The organism is Streptomyces nigra, assembly GCF_003074055.1.
In the GTDB taxonomy this organism is placed as follows: domain Bacteria; phylum Actinomycetota; class Actinomycetes; order Streptomycetales; family Streptomycetaceae; genus Streptomyces; species Streptomyces nigra.
Window position 1 is genome coordinate 4,721,815 of the sequence record NZ_CP029043.1, and the last position, 17,136, is coordinate 4,738,950.

The window sequence follows — 17,136 nt, forward strand, 5'->3', positions numbered from 1 at the left end:
TTTCAGAAGCCGAGGTGTTCGCGGCGCACCGAGTAGGCGACGAATCCCGCGCCGAGCGCGAGGAAGGCGGTCCCGCCCACGATGTACGGCGTGGTGTCGAAGCTTCCGGTATCGGCGAGCCGGGTGTCCTGCGTGTCCTCGGCGGTGCCGTCCGTGCTGGTGGAGGCGGCGCGGGCCTGCTGGGTGACCTGGACGGAGGGGCTCGCGGTGGGTTCCGTTCTCGCCGGTTCCTCGCCCGTGGCGTTGGCGGAGGGCACGAACCACAGGGCGCCCAGCAGGGCTCCCGCGGCGGTGGCGGTCAGCAGCGATCGGCGTGCGGTGGACGACGATCGGTGAGCGGCGGACACGGAATATCGATCCCCTTGTGCTACTGGCGAATTGGCCGTGTGGGCCGATGGTAGTGAAAGTCGCGGGTCACGGGAAAGTCACGGGAGAAATGAGCCGTACGCTCCGGGTATGAGTACACCGGAAAACACGCGTTTTGTACGGCTTCGTCTGGAGCTTGTCCTGGAAGTGGACGACGAGGGGGCCGTCCGGGACGCCGCGGTGCGGCGCATCGAGGGCGAGGCGGCCGAGGGCGGTCTGCCCGACGAGGAGCGGGCGCACGCCGAGATCGCTGTGACGGAAGACACTGCGGAGGCGCTGGCCTATCTCGTGGATCCGTTCGACCTGGTCAGTGAGGTGCCGGGGATCGAGCTCACCCAGGCCTCCTGGTCGAGCGAGAGCATCGACTACGACCCGGATTCGCCCGAGTGGGACCTGGGCGAGGATGATGGCGAGGAGGAAGACTTCGACGACGAAGAGCCCACGCGGGCCGGCTGAGACGTCTTGGGGAAATCGTGACCCCGGACGGCAACCGCCGCCCGGGGTTCCGTCGTCTCATGGGGCGCGTAACGCGATCAGCACCACCGGCCTCGGCCGAGGTGGTGTGCCCCACACATGGCAGGGATGTGGAACGGGACGAACCGGTCGTAGCGTTGAAGATCCTTGACGGGGACTCTCGGGCGTTTGGGGATTCGGGAACGATGGAGAAGCATGTGATGACGAACAGCAAGCGGCGCAAGGGCCTGGCGGCCGCGTCCGCTCTGCTCGGCGGTGTCCTGGTGCTCTCGGCCTGCTCGGGCGGCGGCGACGACGCCTCCGGCGGTGGCGACACCTCGCAGGCCAAGGTCGACGAGGCGGCCGCCAAGAAGACCTCCGAGGCGCAGATCAAGATCACGCCCAAGGACGGCACCGACAACGCCTCCATCAACAACTCCGCCGCCGTCACCGTGAGCAAGGGCTCGCTCACCGAGGTGACGATGAAGACCGCCGACGGTGCCGCCGTCGAGGGCCAGATATCGGCGGACAAGACCAGCTGGAAGCCCAGCGGCCCGCTGAAGCGCTCGACCACCTACAAGATCACGGTGACCGCGAAGGACGCCAAGGGCCTGGAGGCCCACGAGAACGGCTCCTTCACCACCGTCTCCCCGGACAACAGCTTCCTCGGCTACTTCACGCCGGAGGACGGCTCCACCGTCGGCGTCGGGATGCCCGTGTCGATCAACTTCGACAAGGCGATCACCAACAAGGCCGACGTGCAGAAGGCCGTCACCGTGAACTCCACCAGCGGTCAGGAAGTCGTCTGCCACTGGTTCAACGACAAGCGCATGGACTGCCGCCCCCAGGACTACTGGAAGGAAGGCTCCACGGTCACCCTGAAGATGGCCCTGGACGGCGTCGAGGGCTCCGAGGGCGTCTACGGCGTCCAGCAGAAGACCGTCACCTTCAAGATCGGCCGCAACCAGGTCTCGTACGTCGACGCGAAGACCAAGCAGATGCGGGTCACGCAGGACGGCAAGGTCGTCAAGACCATCCCGATCTCGGCCGGCTCCCCGGAGAACAAGACGTACGAAGGCGTCATGGTGATGTCGGAGATGTTCAAGGAGACGCGCATGAACGGCGCGACCGTGGGCTTCACCGACGACGACGGCAAGGGCGAGTACGACATCAAGGACGTGCCGCACGCCATCCGCCTGTCGACCTCCGGCACCTTCATCCACGGCAACTACTGGGGCGCCAAGTCCATCTTCGGCAGCGTGAACACCAGCCACGGCTGCGTGGGCCTCTCCGACACCAAGGGCGCCAACGACAAGGGCACCGCCGGCTACTGGTTCTTCAACAACTCCATCGTCGGTGACGTCGTCGTCGTCCAGAACACCGGCGACAAGACCATCGCCCCGGACAACGGCCTCAACGGCTGGAACCTCGGCTGGGAGCAGTGGAAGGCCGGCTCCGCCGTCTGATCCGCCCCCGTCCCCCTCGCACCATCCGATGCCGCCTCTGGCTTTCCAGGGGCGGCATCGGCGTTTCCGGGCCCACCGCCCCGCGCGGGCGCTTCTCATCCGTCTCTTATCGCGGGCTTATCGCTTCATCAGGCGCGGCACCTAGCTTGCGGCGCATGTTCTTCACCTATCTGAGGCGCGAGCTGCGCCGCCGCAGAAAGGCGGCGCTCGTCGTCGCCTCCGGGCTCGCGCTCGGCATCGCGCTGGTCATCGTGGTCTCCTCCGTGTCGTCCGGCATGAGCAAGGCCCAGGACAAGGTCCTTCAGTCCCTGTACGGCCTGGGCACGGACATGACCGTCACCAAGGCCGCCGAGCCCGCGGCGAGCGACTCCGAACGTCCGCGCTTCCGGTTCGACGCGCGGGACGACGGCTCCGGCGAGGAGCAGTCCAGTGACCGTGTCATGGTCCAGGGCTTCCAGACCCTGTCCGCCGCCACCGTGACCAAGGTCGGCGAGCAGGACGGCGTCGCCGACGCGGTCGGCGGTCTCAGCCTCCAGGTCCTCAAGGTGAGCGGCGAGTTCACCCGCGGTCGGTTCCAGCAGGACGGGGGCGGCGGGGAGCGGGGCGGGCCGCCCGGGCAGGGCGGCGACGGACAGCCGCAGGGCGAAGTGCGCGGCGGCGGCGCCGACTTCGACGTCAACAGCTACACCGTCTACGGCGCCGACGTCACCCGGACCGGCATCGGACCGCTGACCTCCTCGAAGATCACCAGCGGCCGTACCTTCAAGGCGGCCGAGACCGACGCGAAGGTCGTGGTCGCCGACACCTCCTACGCCAAGGAGAAGAAGCTCAAGACCGGCTCGACGGTCACCGTCAAGGGCACCAAGTTCAAGGTGATCGGCATCGCGACGCCCGACAGCGGGGACGCGGCCGCGAACCTGTACATGCCGCTGAAGCGGGCGCAGACCCTCGCCGACGCCAAGGACAAGGTCACCACCATCTATGTGCGGGCGAGCGACTCGCAGCGCATCGAGTCCGTCAAGTCGGCCATTCAGAAGAACGTCTCCGGTACGACGGTGACGACCTCCGCCGACCTCGCGGACACCGTGTCCGGCTCCCTGTCCACGGCGTCCTCGCTCGCCACCCGCGTCGGCACCTGGCTGTCCGTCGCGGTGCTCGTCGCGGCGTTCCTGGTGGCCGGGCTGCTGACCTCCTCGGCGGTGTCGCGCCGGGTGCGGGAGTTCGGCACGCTCAAGGCGCTCGGCTGGAAGTCGGGCCGGGTGACCCGGCAGGTGGTCGGCGAGGCCGTCGTCAACGGGCTGCTCGGCGGCGTCCTCGGTATCGCGGTCGGCCTGGCCGGCGCCTACGCGGTCACCGCGATCAGTCCGACACTCCAGGCGGAGCTGGGCGGCGGTGCCGGCGGGGGCGGTGGCATGGCCGGTCCCGCCGGCGGGGGCGGCTTCGCGGGCGGACCCGGTCGGGAGAGCGCGTCCCGGACTCTGGACGTCGCCCTGACCGCGCCGGTCAGCCTGACGACGGTGGCCCTGGCGGTCGGTCTGGCGGTGGCGGGCGGTCTGATCGCGGGCGCGTTCGGCGGCTGGCGGGCGTCGCGGCTGCGCCCCGCGGACGCCCTGCGCCGCGTCGAGTAGCGGCCGGACCGACGCGCACCACCCCCGTACCGACCGAGGAGCCACCATGTACGAACTCAGGAACGTCACCAAGCGCTACACCCGCGGCAAGGACACCGTCCTCGCCCTCGACGGCGTCGACCTCACCATCCCCGACGGCGACCGCCTCGTCATCCAGGGCCCCACCGGCGGCGGCAAGTCCACCCTGCTGCAGATGCTCGGCGGCCTGGACCGGCCCACCTCCGGCGAGGTCGTCCTCGACGGCACCGACCTGGCCGCGCTCCCCGAGGCCCGCCTCACCCGGGTGCGCAGCGAGAACATCGGTTTCGTCTTCCAGTCCTTCAACCTGATCCCCACCCTCACCGCCCAGGAGAACGTCGAGACCGCGCTCGTCCCGCTCGGCCTCAAGGCCCGTGAGCGACGTGAGCGGGCCGCCGAGGCGCTCAACTCCGTGGGTCTCGGCGAGCGGCTCGGGCATCTGCCGTCCGAGATGTCCGGCGGCCAGCAGCAGCGGGTGGCCGTCGCCCGCGCCCTCGTCAAGCGGCCCAAGGTGCTGCTCGCCGACGAACCCACCGGAAACCTCGACGAGTCGATGCGCGACGAGATCATGGAGGTGCTCGAACGCATGTGGCAGGAGCTGGGGCTGACGTTCATCATGGTCACCCATGACTCCGCGATCGCCCGGAAGGCCCCGCGGCTGGCGACCATCCGCAAGGGACGCATCACCGTCAAGGAGAACGCCAAGGCCTAACCCGGCGACTGGGTAACGGAGTTCGGCCCGTCGCGTAACAGTCGCCCCGGCGCGCGGGCCAACTCCGCACGTTCCCTTGAGGCGTGAGACAACCCCTCGGCATACTGCGTGATCCGGGGGGCGGCGCACAGGCGTCCGGGACCACCTCCGGACGCGTGATCCGGGACCCCACCCGGATCCTCTGCAAGGGGGAAACGTGCGCAGACACGTCAGACGAGCATGCGCGGCCGCCGTCGCCTCGGCGGCCGCCCCCGCCCTCGCCGGGGGCACGATCGCCCCGGCGTCCGCCCAGCCCGACGAGGGCCCGCCGGGCGCCGCCACCGGTCCGTCCGCCGCCTCGCCGCTCCCGCAGCGGGTCACCCTGATCACGGGCGACCGGGTCTCCGTGGACGCCGAGGGCCGGGTCGTAGGACTGGAGCGGGCGAAGGGCCGCACCCACATACCCGTCCAGATACGCAAGACGGACGGGCACACCCTGGTGATACCCGCCGACGCGATCCGGCTCGTCGCCGACGGCACCCTCGACCGGCGCCTGTTCGACGTCACCGAACTGACCAGGTCACGGACCCACGCCTCCGGCAGACAGGGCCCCAAGGTCATCGTCGGCTACCGGGGCGCCGCCGCCGGAGCCAAGGCGGACGTCCGGGACGCGGGCACCCTGCGCCGCACCCTGAAGTCCCTGAACGCGGACGCCGTGCAGACCACGGACCGGGGCGCGCCCGGCCTGTGGGACGCGCTCACCGACGGCGGCCGTACCGCGTCCGGCATCGCGAGCGTCTGGCTCGACGGCGTCCGCAGGGCCAGCCTCGACAAGTCCGTCGCGCAGATCGGCGCCCCCGAGGCATGGGCGGCCGGCTACGACGGCGAGGGCGTGAAGATCGCCGTCCTGGACACCGGTGTCGACGCCACCCACCCGGACCTCAAGGGGCAGGTGGTCGCCGCGAAGAACTTCAGCCCGGCCCCCGACGCCACCGACAAGGTCGGGCACGGCACCCATGTCGCGTCCATCGCGGCGGGCACCGGAGCCACGTCCGGCGGGAAGTACAAGGGTGTCGCGCCCGGCGCCGGCATCCTCAACGGCAAGGTCCTGGACGACGAGGGCTACGGCGACGACTCTGCGATCCTCGCCGGCATGGAGTGGGCCGCCGAACAGGGCGCGCAGATCGTCAACATGAGCCTGGGCGGCACCGACACCCCGGAGGTCGACCCGCTGGAGGCGGCGGTCGACAAGCTGTCCGCCGAGAAGGGCGTCCTGTTCACCATCGCCGCGGGCAACGCGGGCCCGGAGTCCGTCGGTTCGCCCGGCAGCGCGGACGCCGCGCTCACCGTCGGCGCCGTCGACGGCAAGGATGTCCTCGCCCCCTGGTCCAGCACCGGTCCCCGGGTGGGCGACGGGGCGGTCAAGCCGGATGTGACCGCGCCGGGCGTGGACATCACGGCCGCCTCCGCCAAGGGCAGCGTCATCGCGCAAGAGGTCGGGGAGAACCCGCCCGGCTATGTGACCATCGAGGGCACCTCGATGGCGACCCCGCATGTGGCGGGCGCGGCCGCGATCCTCAAGCAGCGGCACCCGGACTGGACGTCCGCCGAGCTGAAGGGCGCGCTCACCGGCTCGGCCAAGGGCGGCCCGTACACGCCGTTCGAGCAGGGTGCGGGCCGTGTCCAGGCCGACAAGGCCCTGCAGCAGACCGTGGTCGCCGAACCGGTGTCGCTGAGCTTCGGCGTCCAGCAGTGGCCGCACGCCGACGACAAGCCGGAGGCCCGCGAGCTGACGTACCGCAACCTCGGCACGAAGGACGTCACGCTCGACCTCACCGTGAAGGCCACCGACCCCAAGGGCCACGCGGCCCCGGCGGGCTTCTTCACGCTGGGCGCGACCAAGGTGACGGTCCCGGCGGGCGGCAGGGCCACGGTGGACCTCACCGTCGACACCCGGCTGGGCGGCACCGCCGACGGCGCCTACTCCGCGTACGTCACGGCGACGGGCGGCGGGCAGAGCGTCCGTACGGCCGCCGCGGTGCAGCGCGAGGTGGAGTCGTACGACGTCACGGTCAAGCACATCGACCGTGACGGCAAGCCCGCGCCCGAGTACAACACGGCCCTGATCGGCTTCTCCGGACTGGCGAACGAGCGCTACTACCAGGTGCCCACGGCCGCCTCCGGCACGGTCAAGCTGCGCGTGCCCAAGGGCACGTATCTGATGGACGCCTGGATCGCCAAGGACCTGGTCACCATGGAGGGCGGCCTCGACTGGGTGGTCCAGCCCAAGCTGAACGTCACCCGCAACACCACCCTGACCATCGACGCGCGCACCACGAAGTCGGCCGACATCACCGTGCCGGACCCGGGGGCCAAGCCGGTGTTCGCCGCCTCCGGCTACTTCTACGACACGGCGGGCATCGGCATCGGTGCCGGTCTCGGATCCTTCGCCGACCTGCGCATGGCCCACCTGGGCCCGGAGATCGCGAGCGGTCTGACGCAGACCTGGAACGCCCAGTACACCAAGGGCGCGGCCACCGAGTACGACGTCGCCACCTCGGCGAGGGTCAAGAAGATCCAGGGGCACAAGGTCCGCCACTTCACGGCGGGCGAGCTGGCCAAGGTGTCCAACGGGCTCGGCGCCGCCGCACCCGGCAAGACCGGCGCCCTGCTGCCCGTCGGGTTCCTCCCCGACGACGTCGTGTTCGCCACGCCGGTGGAGCAGAAGCTGCCCGGCGCCCGGACGCTGTACGTGTCCACGTCCGACGACATCCAGTGGACGTTCGACCTGGAGCAGTACGCAAGCCGGGACGCCGACGGCCTCGGGATCGTCGACGCCTTCTACACACTGGGCGCCCCGCAGACCTTCAAGGCGGGCAAGAGCTACACGAAGACGTTCAACACCGCCGTCTTCGGCCCGCACATCAACAAGGACTACGGCCTGTTCCGCGACGGCGACGAGATCTACGGCTTCCTGCCGCTGTTCGCCGACGCCCACAAGCACGCCGGCTCGTCCGACGTCACCTCGGTCACCACGAACCTCTACCGCAACGGCCGCAAGATCGGCACCAACGCCGACCCGCTGCTCGGGGAGGCGTTCAAGGTGCCCGCGGGGGAGGCCGAGTACCGGCTGACGACGTCGGTGAAGCGGAGCGTGAAGGTCGCAGCCGCCTCCACCCGGATCGACGCGAGCTGGACCTTCCGGTCCAAGAAGGCGTCCGGTGACATCGTCACCCTCCCCGCCTCCACCGTCCGCTTCGGCGCGAAGACCGGGCTGGACAGCCGCGCCGAGGCCGGCAAGAAGGTCACCTTCCCGGTCACCGTCGTCGGCGCCGCGTCGGGCCGCGACCTCAAGTCCCTGCACGTGTACGCGTCGTACGACTACGGCCAGACCTGGACGAAGCTCGACGTGCGCGACGGCAAGGTCACCGTGAAGAACCCCGCCAAGGGCAAGGGGATCTCCTTCCACGGCAAGGTCACCGACAAGAAGGGCAACAAGGCGACGATCTCGCTCTACAACGCCTATTACGGCACGTAGGCCTCACGCGCCGCCGTAGGGGACCGTCAGGATCGCCAGGCTGTGGCCGACGGGATCCTCGAAGTAGACACCCCGCCCGCCGTCGTTCCGGTTGATCTCCCCGGGACGGCGGTGGTGCGGGTCCGCCCAGTAGGTCAGTCCCGCCTGCCGTATCCGGGCGAAGATGGCGTCGAACTCGTCCTCCGACACCAGGAACGCGTAGTGCTGCGGGGTGACGGCTCCGGGGGAGTCCAGGAAGTCGAGGGTCACCCCGTTCGGGATCCGGACCGGGACGAAGGGTCCGTAGCGCGGGCCCACCTCCAGGCCGAGGACGTCGGCGAGGAACCGGGCCGACGCCTGCTTGTCGTGCGCGGCGACGATGGTGTGGTCGAGCCGGACGGTCATCGGGCTGCCTCCTCGTGGGCACGGTGGGTCGGGCTCCGTGAGCCACGTTAGGGGCCGTCACCGCCCGGGCACATCGGTCGCCGGACGGGGGCCGCCCTCCTCCCAGGGTCCTCCGTCCGAGGGCCGGTACGGCGAGGGCCCCGCGGTGGTCGTGCCGCGGGGCCCTCGGTCCGGGGCGGGTCAGATCGTCGCCGTGTCGATCACGAAGCGGTAGCGGACGTCGCTGTTCAGGACGCGCTCGTAGGCCTCGTTGATCTCGGCGGCGCCGATCAGCTCGATCTCGGCGCCGATGCCGTGCCCCGCGCAGAAGTCCAGCATCTCCTGGGTCTCGCGGATGCCGCCGATGCCGGAGCCGGCGAGCGTCTTGCGGCCGCCTATCACCGAGAACAGGTTCAGGGAGACGGGCTCCTCGGGGGCGCCGACGTTCACGAAGGCGCCGTCCGTGCGCAGCAGGGACAGGAACCGGTCCAGGTCCAGCGGCGCCGACACCGTGGACAGGATGAGGTCGAAGGTGCCGCGCAGCTCCTTGAAGGTGGCGTCGTCGCTGGTGGCGTAGTAGTGGTCGGCGCCCAGCCGCAGACCGTCGTCCTTCTTGCGCAGGGACTGCGACAGGACCGTCACCTCGGCGCCGAGCGCGTGCGCGATCTTCACGCCCATGTGGCCGAGGCCGCCCATGCCGAGGATCGCGACCTTCTTGCCGGGGCCGGCGTTCCAGTGCCGCAGCGGGGAGTACGTGGTGATGCCGGCGCACAGCAGGGGCGCGGCGACGTCGAGGGAGAGGCCGTCGGGGATGCGGACGACGAAGTTCTCGTCGACGACGACCTTCTCCGAGTAGCCGCCGTAGGTGGGCTCGCCGTCCCGGCCGATCGCGTTGTAGGTGCCGGTGTTGCCCTCGAGGCAGTACTGCTCCAGGCCCGCCACGCAGTTCTCGCACTCACGGCAGGAGTCGACCATGCAGCCGACGCCGACCCGGTCGCCGACCCGGTACTTCGTCACGTCCGAGCCGACCTCGGAGACGACGCCAGCGATCTCGTGGCCGGGCACCATGGGGAAGATCGCCTCGCCCCAGCCCTCGCGGGCCTGGTGGATGTCGGAGTGGCAGATACCGGCGAACTTGATGTCGATGAGGACGTCGTGCGCGCCGACCTCGCGGCGCTCGATGGTGGTGCGCTCCAGGGGAGCCTTGGCGGCGGGTGCGGCGTACGCGGCGACGGTGGTCATGCCGGGGATCTCCTAGCGAGTGGTCGGAGCGCCCGGTGCCTACATGGTGGTGCTGTGTCCGGGCACGGCTTTCAGCGTGCCCGGACCGGCCGCGATCACCCAGCCCCCGGGTGTACGTACGTCCGCTGGTCCTACCACCGGTGGGGTCAGGCTCCCGTGCGTACGACCAGGAATACTCGAGGCATGGACGAGCACTCCGAGTCAGGGGCCGGCGCCGGGGCGGGGCTGGACCCGCGCGCCGAGCTGAGCGAGTTCCTGCGCACCCGGCGGGCCCGGCTGAAACCGCAGGACGTGGGGCTGCCGGACTTCGGGCGGCACCGGCGGGTGCCGGGGCTGCGGCGTGAGGAGCTGGCGCAGCTGGCCGGGGTGTCCGTGGCGTACTACACCCGCCTGGAACAGGGCAACGGACGCAATGTCTCCGCCGAGGTCCTCGACGCGATCGCCCGGGCGCTGCGGCTCAGCGACGCCGAGCACGCGCACCTCACGCATCTGACCAAGCCGAAGCAGCACAAGCGGAGGCCGTCCACCCGGACCGAGCAGGTGCGGCCGGCGCTGCGGCATCTGCTGGACTCGATCGACGGCGTCCCCGCGTACATCACCGGCCGCCGCTCGGACATCCTCGCCTGGAACAGCATGTCCGCTGCCGTCTTCGGTGACTGGGGCGAGCTGCCGGCGCAGGAGCGCAACTGGGCCCGGATGGTGTTCCTGCGGCCCGACTACCGCGAGCTGTTCGTGGAGTGGGACCAGAAGGCGTCCGACATGGTCGGCTATCTGCGCATGGACGCCGGCTGCCACCCCGACGACCCGAGGCTGTCCGCCCTGGTCGGCGAACTCTCCGTGAAGAGCGCGGAGTTCCGGCGCCTGTGGGCCGTCCACGACGTCAAGGAGAAGACATACGGCGTCAAGCGCCTGCGGCATCCGCTCGTCGGCGAACTGACCCTGAACTTCGAGTCGTTCGGGCTGACCGACGGCACGGGCCAGCATCTGACCACGTACTACGCGGAGCCCGGCTCCCCGTCCGCGGAGGGGCTGCGGCTGCTGGCCAGCTGGGGCGCGGACGCGACGAGGGCGGGCCGGGGCACGGCTCTGTGAGCTTGCGAGGGACCCGCTTCCGTGTGCGGCGCGGCGGGCCGGTGATCACCGCCCGCCGGACCGTCCCGCTCAGTGGCCGAACGTCCACACGGCGCGTGGGCCCGGGCCCACGGTGAGGACCGAGCGGCCGATGCGCTCCACGTGCTTCGACGCCACGGCGTCGTTCAGCGCGAACGTCACCTGGCGCAGCCCCGCCTCCTCCCGCGGCACCGCGTCGAACCGGATCGTCGTGCCGCCGCCCCGCGCGACGACCCCGCCGTCCGGCGTGGAGCGGACCGAGAAGCCACCGGCCCGCAGCAGCGGCACCGTGCTGTCGAGGTCCCGCCGGGTGACCGCCAGCCGGATCGAGGTGACGTCCCGCATCAGGCGGTCGCGGTAGGTGTCGGGCAGATAGCGTTCCCGGCCCACGTCGGCGGGGTGCGCGGCCGGCTCGGTGTTGCCGCGCGGGTCGGCGAAGTACTCCGGGCGGTACTCCATCCCCCAGGCGCCGAAGCCGTCGTACGCGGCGGTGGTGAGGACCGCGTCGAACCACGGCACCGGCACGCCGTCGCCGAAGTCCCGGGTCTGCTGGAACTCGATCGGGTCCGGGACGCCCAGGCCTGGCAGCCGTCCGGCCGCGCGGGCCAGGTCGCCGGTGCGCTCGGCGGAGAGGCCGAGGCCGCCCGCGCCCAGGACGCCGTCCGGGCCGGGCAGGTCGCCCACGCCGAACAGTTCGAGATAGGTCTCGCGGCCCATCAGATACCGGCCCGTCCAGACCTGACCGCCCGCCCCGGTCGTCGTACGGACCTGGAAGTCGGCGAACTCGCGGAGATAGGCGGAGTGTTCGATGGCGTCGGCGGTCTCGCGGTCGAGCACACCGTAGGCGTGGTTGAAGAAGAGCAGCTGTCCGTCGTGCCGGGAGTCGTCGTCGGCCACAGCGGTGCCTGTGCCGGCCGCCAGTGCGCCGGTCAGGGTGACGACGAGGACCAGGAACATGCGTAACGCTCGGTGAAGAGACATGGGGTGAGCGTAGGCATGACACGGTGGGAATCGCAGACATTTTCGAACAAAGAGCGCCCCGAGACCGACCTGACGAACCCCGGGAAAAATCTTCCGGGAAATTCCGCGCGGGATGTCGAGATCGCCCGGCCGGCTCCGTCCCCGGTATGAACGCGACCACAATGGTTCGTGTCGTACCGAGGAGACCGTCATGGCGAAGTACCTGCTTCTCAAGCACTACCGCGGCGCCCCCGACGCGGTGAACAACGTGCCGATGGACCGGTGGACCCCCGAGCAGGTCTCCGAGCACATCCAGTACATGGCGGACTTCGCCGCCCGGCTGGAGAAGACCGGCGAGTTCGTCGACGGGCAGGCGCTGGCCCCCGAGGGCACCTGGGTCCGCTACGACGGTGAGGGGCGCCCGCCGGTCACCGACGGGCCGTTCGCGGAGACCAAGGACCTCATCGCCGGCTGGATGATCATCGACGTCGACAGCTACGACCGTGCCGTCGAGCTCGCCGGTGAGCTGTCCGCGGCCCCCGGCGCGGGCGGGAAGCCGATTCACGAGTGGCTGGAGCTGCGCCCGTTCCTGCACGCGGCGCCCACCATCACGGAGTGACCGCGCCGATGCCCCCGTCGCTGGACGAGGCCCTGCTCAGGAGCCTCACCCCGCGCGTCCTCGCCGTCCTCGTCCGCCGCGGAGCCGACTTCGCGGCGGCCGAGGACGCCGTGCAGGACGCGCTGGTCGAGGCGGTCCGGGTCTGGTCCGCCGACCCGCCGAAGGACCCCAAGGGCTGGCTGGTCACCGTGGCCTGGCGCCGGTTCCTCGACGCGGCCCGCGCCGACACCGCGCGCCGCCGCCGCGAGGACCGCGCCGACGACGAACCGGCGCCCGGGCCCGTGCCGTCCGCCGACGACACCCTGTGGCTGTACTTCCTGTGCGCGCACCCGTCGCTGACCCCGTCCTCCGCGGTCGCGCTCACCCTGCGTGCCGTCGGAGGGCTCACCACCCGCCAGATCGCCCAGGCCTATCTGGTCCCCGAGGCGACCATGGCGCAGCGCATCAGCCGGGCCAAGCGCACGGTGTCCGGCGTCCGGTTCGACCGGCCCGGTGATGTCGCCACCGTGCTGCGCGTCCTCTACCTCGTCTTCAACGAGGGCTACTCCGGCGACGTCGACCTCGCCGCCGAGGCGATCCGGCTCACCCGGCAGCTCGCGGCGGCCGTCGACCACCCCGAGGTCGCCGGGCTGCTCGCGCTGATGCTGCTGCACCACGCCCGGCGCGACGCCCGGACCGCGCCCGACGGCAGCCTGGTGCCGCTCGCCGAGCAGGACCGCTCCCGCTGGGACACCCGGTCGATCGCCGAGGGCATCGGCGTCCTGCAGGCCGCCCTCGCCCGCGACCGGCTCGGCGAGTTCCAGGCCCAGGCGGCCATCGCCGCGCTGCACGCCGACGCGCTCACCGCCGCGGAGACCGACTGGGTGCAGATCGTCGAGTGGTACGACGAGCTGGTCGGCCTGACCAACAGCCCCGTCGCCCGCCTCAACCGGGCCGTCGCGGTCGGCGAGGCCGACGGACCGCGCGCCGGACTGGCCGCCCTCGCCGACCTCGACCCCGCACTGCCCCGGTACACCGCCGTCGCCGCCCACCTGCACGAACGCGCCGGAGACCTCGCGGAGGCGGCACGCCTCTACGCGGAGGCCGCCTTCCGGGCGCCCAAGCTGGCGGAACGCGACCATCTGACCCGTCAGGCGGCCCGGCTCCACACCGCGGGACACGGCTGACACGACGAACCGGCCGGACCGCCACACGGCCCGGCCGGTTCGTCGGGACGTTCTTCAGAACGGGTCGGCGTTGCCGCTGTCGGCGTAGGCCGGGTACACCATCGAGGAGCGGACGCACCGGAGCACCGTGGTGCCCTCCATCTGGCAGAGCTCGATGCAGGCCCGGCCGATCCAGCCGCCCTGGACGGCGTACGTGTACCACTGGCCGGCGGTGCCGGAGCCGGTGGCGACCCGGCGCAGCCGGAAGCGGGCCGTGCCGGCGTCGCCGTCGGTCACCGGGCGCACGGCCACACCGTGACCGTCGGGCGCCTTGTCCTTGACGTACAGCTGTGTGGAGCGTGCACTCCAGCGCCGGGGTGATCACCGGCACAGCCCCTGTGCGGCGCGGAATCCGGGCGGCCCCGCGTGTGTTGTCGCTGGTGGGCATCGATGCCGGTGGACATGCCAGTCGAGAAGCCCGAGTGTGTGAAGCGACAAGGATGGAGGGCCGCAATGGCTGCGCAGACGCAGAGGGCCGTGCTGGCTGGCGGATGTTTCTGGGGGATGCAGGACCTGATCCGCCGGCTCCCCGGCGTGACGGCGACCCGGGTCGGATACACCGGGGGTGACGTGCCGAACGCGACCTACCGCAACCACGGCACCCACGCGGAGGCCATCGAGATCCTCTACGACCCCGAGCAGACCGACTACCGGGCGATCCTGGAGTTCTTCTTCCAGATCCATGACCCGAGCACGAAGAACCGCCAGGGCAACGACATCGGCGTGAGCTACCGCTCGGCGATCTACTACGTGGACGACGAGCAGAAGCGGATCGCCGAGGACACGATCGCGGACGTGGACGCCTCGGGCCTGTGGCCGGGCAAGGTCGTCACCGAGGTCGAGCCGGTCGGCCCCTTCTGGGAGGCCGAGCCGGAGCACCAGGACTACCTGGAGCGCTACCCCGACGGCTACACCTGCCACTTCCCGCGCCCGGGCTGGCGCCTGCCGGCCCGCACGGAGAGCTGACCCGCCACGCGCTGTCGGCCCCGCCGCGTCCCGTACGCGGCGGGGCCGCCGTGTGTCAGTGGGGCAGCGTCGCCGGGCTGCCGCCGTTCGCCTCGTAGCCCGCCACGGCCAGCGCGCGGAACACCGCGAACTCCGCCGCCGGGTCGGTCGACAGCGTCCACGGCAGGGCGCCGACATGCCCGTCGACATGCACCAGCTGGTCCATGGCCTCCGCCCAGCGCTCCCCGCGGACCAGGAAGAACACCAGCAGATGGCGCACATGCGCCAGCATCGGGTCGTCGGGCCGGGCCGCGCCCACCGCGAACAGCGCGCCGTGGACCGCCTTGGTGACGACCTCGCTCTGCCAGAACCCGGCGACCAGCGTCACCTCGGGCAGATGCTCGAACACGGCGAAGAGCGGCATCGCCGCCAGCAGCGAGCCCCGGGGCGCCCGGGCGGCCGCCGACTCCGCGAACTCGTACGCGAGCTGCCGCGAGCCGTGCCACTTCTCGCACCAGTAGTGCAGAGCCCCCAGATGCGCGCCCATGTGAGACGGCGCGCGGTCCAGGATCTTCAGCCAGAGCTGCTCGAACTCGGGCCGGGAGTAGGCCAGCCCGCGCGCGACGGACAGCTCCACGATGTAGGGGACCGGGTCACCGGGGGCGAGCAGCGCCGCCTCACCGCACGCCGCCTTCGCCTCCTCCATGATGATCCGGAACTCGTCCGTGCCCGGCGTCGCCGTACGCCACGCCTGCTGCACCAGGAACTCCGCGTGCACGGCCGCGCCGCCCGCGTCCTTGGGCTGCTCGCTGCGCCACACCCGCAGCCACTGCCCGCCCGGCGACTCGCTCACCCCGCCCGGCCGCTGCTGCAGCTCCAGCGCCGCCGCGCCCGCGAACGCCTGCACCCGCTGCCAGCGGCGCTCGCCCTCGGCCTCCGTGCCGGCCAGCAGCTGCGCGGCCGCCCGGTAGTCCTGGGTGCGCTGCACCAGGTCGAGGACGTCCAGCAGATCCTGGTCGGGACCGGGCATCCGGATGTCCAGCTCCTCCTGGCGGACGAAGCCGTAGTTCGCCGGGTCCGCGGCGTCCGGGTGGCCCGGCGAGACCTGCTCGATCATGCCCCTCCTGCGCCGCATGAACGGCACCAGCACGAAGCCGATCATGGCGGCGGCGATCAGGACCCAGAGAATCTCCATGCCTCCAGCGTTCCAGACGCCGCCGACACTTGGCCAACGAGGTCGGGGACCTGTGGAGAAACGGTCCGTCGGAGCACGGCGGACGGGCGGCGGAAGAGCTGCGGACGGGCGGCCGCCGGCCCGCCGCTGTCGGCCCGTACGGCATACCGGGCGCGGGCGCACTACCCTCGGTCCCCATGAGCGACAGGCACATCAGTCAGCACTTCGAGACCCTCGCGATCCACGCGGGCAACACCGCCGATCCCCTCACCGGCGCGGTCGTCCCGCCGATCTACCAGGTCTCGACCTACAAGCAGGACGGCGTGGGCGGCCTGCGCGGCGGCTACGAGTACAGCCGCAGCGCCAACCCGACCCGCACCGCCCTCGAGGAGAACCTCGCCGCCCTGGAGGGCGGCCGCCGCGGCCTCGCGTTCGCGTCCGGACTGGCGGCCGAGGACTGCCTGTTGCGCACGCTGCTCGCGCCCGGCGACCACGTGGTGATCCCCAACGACGCCTACGGCGGCACGTTCCGGCTGTTCGCGAAGGTCGTCGCCCGCTGGGGCGTGGAGTGGTCGGTGGCCGACACCTCCGACCCGGCCGCCGTACGGGCCGCGATCACCCCGAAGACCAAGGTGATCTGGGTGGAGACCCCCTCCAACCCGCTGCTCGGCATCACCGACATCGCCGCCGTCGCCCAGGTGGCGCGGGACGCGGGCGCCCGGCTCGTCGTCGACAACACCTTCGCCACGCCGTACCTCCAGCAGCCGCTGTCCCTCGGCGCGGACGTCGTCGTGCACTCCCTGACCAAGTACATGGGCGGCCACTCCGACGTGGTCGGCGGCGCGCTGATCGCGGCCGACGCCGACCTGGGCGAGGAGCTGGCGTTCCACCAGAACGCGATGGGCGCGGTCGCCGGCCCCTTCGACTCGTGGCTGGTGCTGCGCGGCACCAAGACGCTGTCGGTGCGCATGGACCGGCACAGCGAGAACGCCACGAAGATCGCCGACATGCTCACCCGGCACCCGCGCGTGACGAGCGTGCTGTACCCGGGGCTGCCCGAGCACCCCGGTCACGAGGTCGCCGCCAAGCAGATGCGCGCCTTCGGCGGCATGATCTCCTTCCGTGTCGAGGGCGGCGAGGAGGCGGCCGTCGAGGTCTGCAACCGCGCGCAGGTGCTCACGCTGGGCGAGTCCCTCGGCGGCGTCGAGTCCCTGATCGAGCACCCCGGCCGGATGACCCACGCCTCCGTCGCCGGTTCGGCCCTGGAGGTCCCGGCCGACCTGGTCCGTCTCTCGGTGGGCATCGAGAACGCCGAGGACCTGGTCGAGGACCTCAAGCAGGCGCTCGACCGCTGAGGG

General features: G+C 71.3%; 16 protein-coding genes. 10 read left to right on the forward strand and 6 right to left on the reverse strand.

Translation table 11 applies throughout. The features are described from left to right. Positions 1-2: 2 nt before the first annotated feature. Entirely contained in the window at positions 3-347 is a 345-nt protein-coding gene (locus tag DC008_RS22020) for a hypothetical protein (protein WP_108708424.1), read from the reverse strand. A gap of 109 nt (positions 348-456) precedes the next feature. Here DC008_RS22020 and DC008_RS22025 point away from each other — a divergent pair, with 109 nt between their 5' ends. The 5 genes from DC008_RS22025 to DC008_RS22045 all read left to right on the forward strand — a co-directional run bounded on the left by DC008_RS22025 (position 457) and on the right by DC008_RS22045 (position 8,160). Further along, positions 457-822, forward strand: coding sequence for a hypothetical protein (locus tag DC008_RS22025; RefSeq protein WP_108708425.1), 366 nt, complete (start codon positions 457-459; stop codon positions 820-822). A gap of 218 nt (positions 823-1,040) precedes the next feature. After that, the gene (locus tag DC008_RS22030) at positions 1,041-2,285 is read left to right on the forward strand and encodes a L,D-transpeptidase (protein ID WP_108710813.1); all 1,245 of its coding nucleotides are present in this window, start codon (positions 1,041-1,043) and stop codon (positions 2,283-2,285) included. A gap of 155 nt (positions 2,286-2,440) precedes the next feature. Further along, positions 2,441-3,913, forward strand: coding sequence for an ABC transporter permease (locus DC008_RS22035; protein WP_108708426.1), 1,473 nt, complete (start codon positions 2,441-2,443; stop codon positions 3,911-3,913). Between the two features lie 46 nt (positions 3,914-3,959). After that, positions 3,960-4,643: an ABC transporter ATP-binding protein gene (locus DC008_RS22040; protein ID WP_108708427.1), complete on the forward strand. Its 684-nt coding sequence runs from the start codon at positions 3,960-3,962 to the stop codon at positions 4,641-4,643. Positions 4,644-4,839: 196 nt separating this feature from the next. Beyond that, positions 4,840-8,160: a S8 family peptidase gene (locus tag DC008_RS22045; protein WP_108708428.1), complete on the forward strand. Its 3,321-nt coding sequence runs from the start codon at positions 4,840-4,842 to the stop codon at positions 8,158-8,160. 3 nt (positions 8,161-8,163) lie between these two features. Here the strand turns inward: DC008_RS22045 and DC008_RS22050 are convergent, their stop codons facing one another. Together DC008_RS22050 and DC008_RS22055 are read right to left on the reverse strand one after the other, a co-directional pair. After that, positions 8,164-8,544: a VOC family protein gene (locus DC008_RS22050; RefSeq protein ID WP_108708429.1), complete on the reverse strand. Its 381-nt coding sequence runs from the start codon at positions 8,542-8,544 to the stop codon at positions 8,164-8,166. A gap of 180 nt (positions 8,545-8,724) precedes the next feature. Then, positions 8,725-9,765, reverse strand: coding sequence for an NAD(P)-dependent alcohol dehydrogenase (locus DC008_RS22055; RefSeq protein WP_055621727.1), 1,041 nt, complete (start codon positions 9,763-9,765; stop codon positions 8,725-8,727). Between the two features lie 183 nt (positions 9,766-9,948). On the opposite strand from DC008_RS22055, the gene DC008_RS22060 reads away from it, so the two are divergent. Beyond that, positions 9,949-10,857 carry a helix-turn-helix domain-containing protein gene (locus DC008_RS22060; protein ID WP_108708430.1) on the forward strand — a complete coding sequence of 303 codons (909 nt, stop codon included), beginning with the start codon at positions 9,949-9,951 and terminating at the stop codon, positions 10,855-10,857. A gap of 69 nt (positions 10,858-10,926) precedes the next feature. Here DC008_RS22060 and DC008_RS22065 read toward each other — a convergent pair whose 3' ends face one another. After that, complete coding sequence (locus DC008_RS22065) at positions 10,927-11,832, reverse strand: DUF5829 family protein (protein WP_108708431.1); 906 nt, start codon at positions 11,830-11,832, stop codon at positions 10,927-10,929. Between the two features lie 214 nt (positions 11,833-12,046). On the opposite strand from DC008_RS22065, the gene DC008_RS22070 reads away from it, so the two are divergent. Both DC008_RS22070 and DC008_RS22075 read left to right on the forward strand, forming a co-directional pair. Next, a complete protein-coding gene (locus tag DC008_RS22070) occupies positions 12,047-12,454 on the forward strand; it encodes a YciI family protein (RefSeq protein ID WP_108708432.1) in 408 nt (135 codons plus the stop codon). Positions 12,455-12,474: 20 nt separating this feature from the next. Beyond that, positions 12,475-13,620: an RNA polymerase sigma factor gene (locus DC008_RS22075; protein ID WP_108710814.1), complete on the forward strand. Its 1,146-nt coding sequence runs from the start codon at positions 12,475-12,477 to the stop codon at positions 13,618-13,620. Between the two features lie 54 nt (positions 13,621-13,674). Here the strand turns inward: DC008_RS22075 and DC008_RS22080 are convergent, their stop codons facing one another. After that, positions 13,675-13,905 carry a hypothetical protein gene (locus DC008_RS22080; protein ID WP_123954022.1) on the reverse strand — a complete coding sequence of 77 codons (231 nt, stop codon included), beginning with the start codon at positions 13,903-13,905 and terminating at the stop codon, positions 13,675-13,677. A 207-nt stretch (positions 13,906-14,112) separates the two neighbouring features. Between DC008_RS22080 and msrA the strand changes: the two genes are divergently transcribed. Next, positions 14,113-14,625: a peptide-methionine (S)-S-oxide reductase MsrA gene (msrA, locus tag DC008_RS22085; RefSeq protein WP_108708434.1), complete on the forward strand. Its 513-nt coding sequence runs from the start codon at positions 14,113-14,115 to the stop codon at positions 14,623-14,625. A gap of 55 nt (positions 14,626-14,680) precedes the next feature. On the opposite strand, the gene DC008_RS22090 is transcribed toward msrA, so the two are convergent. Continuing rightward, a complete protein-coding gene (locus DC008_RS22090; protein WP_108708435.1) occupies positions 14,681-15,799 on the reverse strand; it encodes a hypothetical protein in 1,119 nt (372 codons plus the stop codon). A gap of 176 nt (positions 15,800-15,975) precedes the next feature. On the opposite strand from DC008_RS22090, the gene DC008_RS22095 reads away from it, so the two are divergent. After that, entirely contained in the window at positions 15,976-17,133 is a 1,158-nt protein-coding gene (locus DC008_RS22095) for a cystathionine gamma-synthase (RefSeq protein ID WP_108708436.1), read from the forward strand. The last annotated feature ends 3 nt before the right edge of the window (positions 17,134-17,136 follow it).

Bases quoted from the DNA above. Each gene is read 5' to 3' on its own strand.
- DC008_RS22025 (WP_108708425.1), top strand. From the start codon at position 457: ATGAGTACACCGGAAAACACGCGTTTTGTACGGCTTCGTCTGGAGCTT.
- DC008_RS22030 (WP_108710813.1), top strand. From the start codon at position 1,041: ATGACGAACAGCAAGCGGCGCAAGGGCCTGGCGGCCGCGTCCGCTCTG.
- DC008_RS22035 (WP_108708426.1), top strand. From the start codon at position 2,441: ATGTTCTTCACCTATCTGAGGCGCGAGCTGCGCCGCCGCAGAAAGGCG.
- DC008_RS22040 (WP_108708427.1), top strand. From the start codon at position 3,960: ATGTACGAACTCAGGAACGTCACCAAGCGCTACACCCGCGGCAAGGAC.
- DC008_RS22050 (WP_108708429.1), bottom strand. From the start codon at position 8,544: ATGACCGTCCGGCTCGACCACACCATCGTCGCCGCGCACGACAAGCAG.
- DC008_RS22055 (WP_055621727.1), bottom strand. From the start codon at position 9,765: ATGACCACCGTCGCCGCGTACGCCGCACCCGCCGCCAAGGCTCCCCTG.
- DC008_RS22060 (WP_108708430.1), top strand. From the start codon at position 9,949: ATGGACGAGCACTCCGAGTCAGGGGCCGGCGCCGGGGCGGGGCTGGAC.
- DC008_RS22065 (WP_108708431.1), bottom strand. From the start codon at position 11,832: ATGTTCCTGGTCCTCGTCGTCACCCTGACCGGCGCACTGGCGGCCGGC.
- DC008_RS22070 (WP_108708432.1), top strand. From the start codon at position 12,047: ATGGCGAAGTACCTGCTTCTCAAGCACTACCGCGGCGCCCCCGACGCG.
- msrA (WP_108708434.1), top strand. From the start codon at position 14,113: ATGGCTGCGCAGACGCAGAGGGCCGTGCTGGCTGGCGGATGTTTCTGG.
- DC008_RS22090 (WP_108708435.1), bottom strand. From the start codon at position 15,799: ATGGAGATTCTCTGGGTCCTGATCGCCGCCGCCATGATCGGCTTCGTG.
- DC008_RS22095 (WP_108708436.1), top strand. From the start codon at position 15,976: ATGAGCGACAGGCACATCAGTCAGCACTTCGAGACCCTCGCGATCCAC.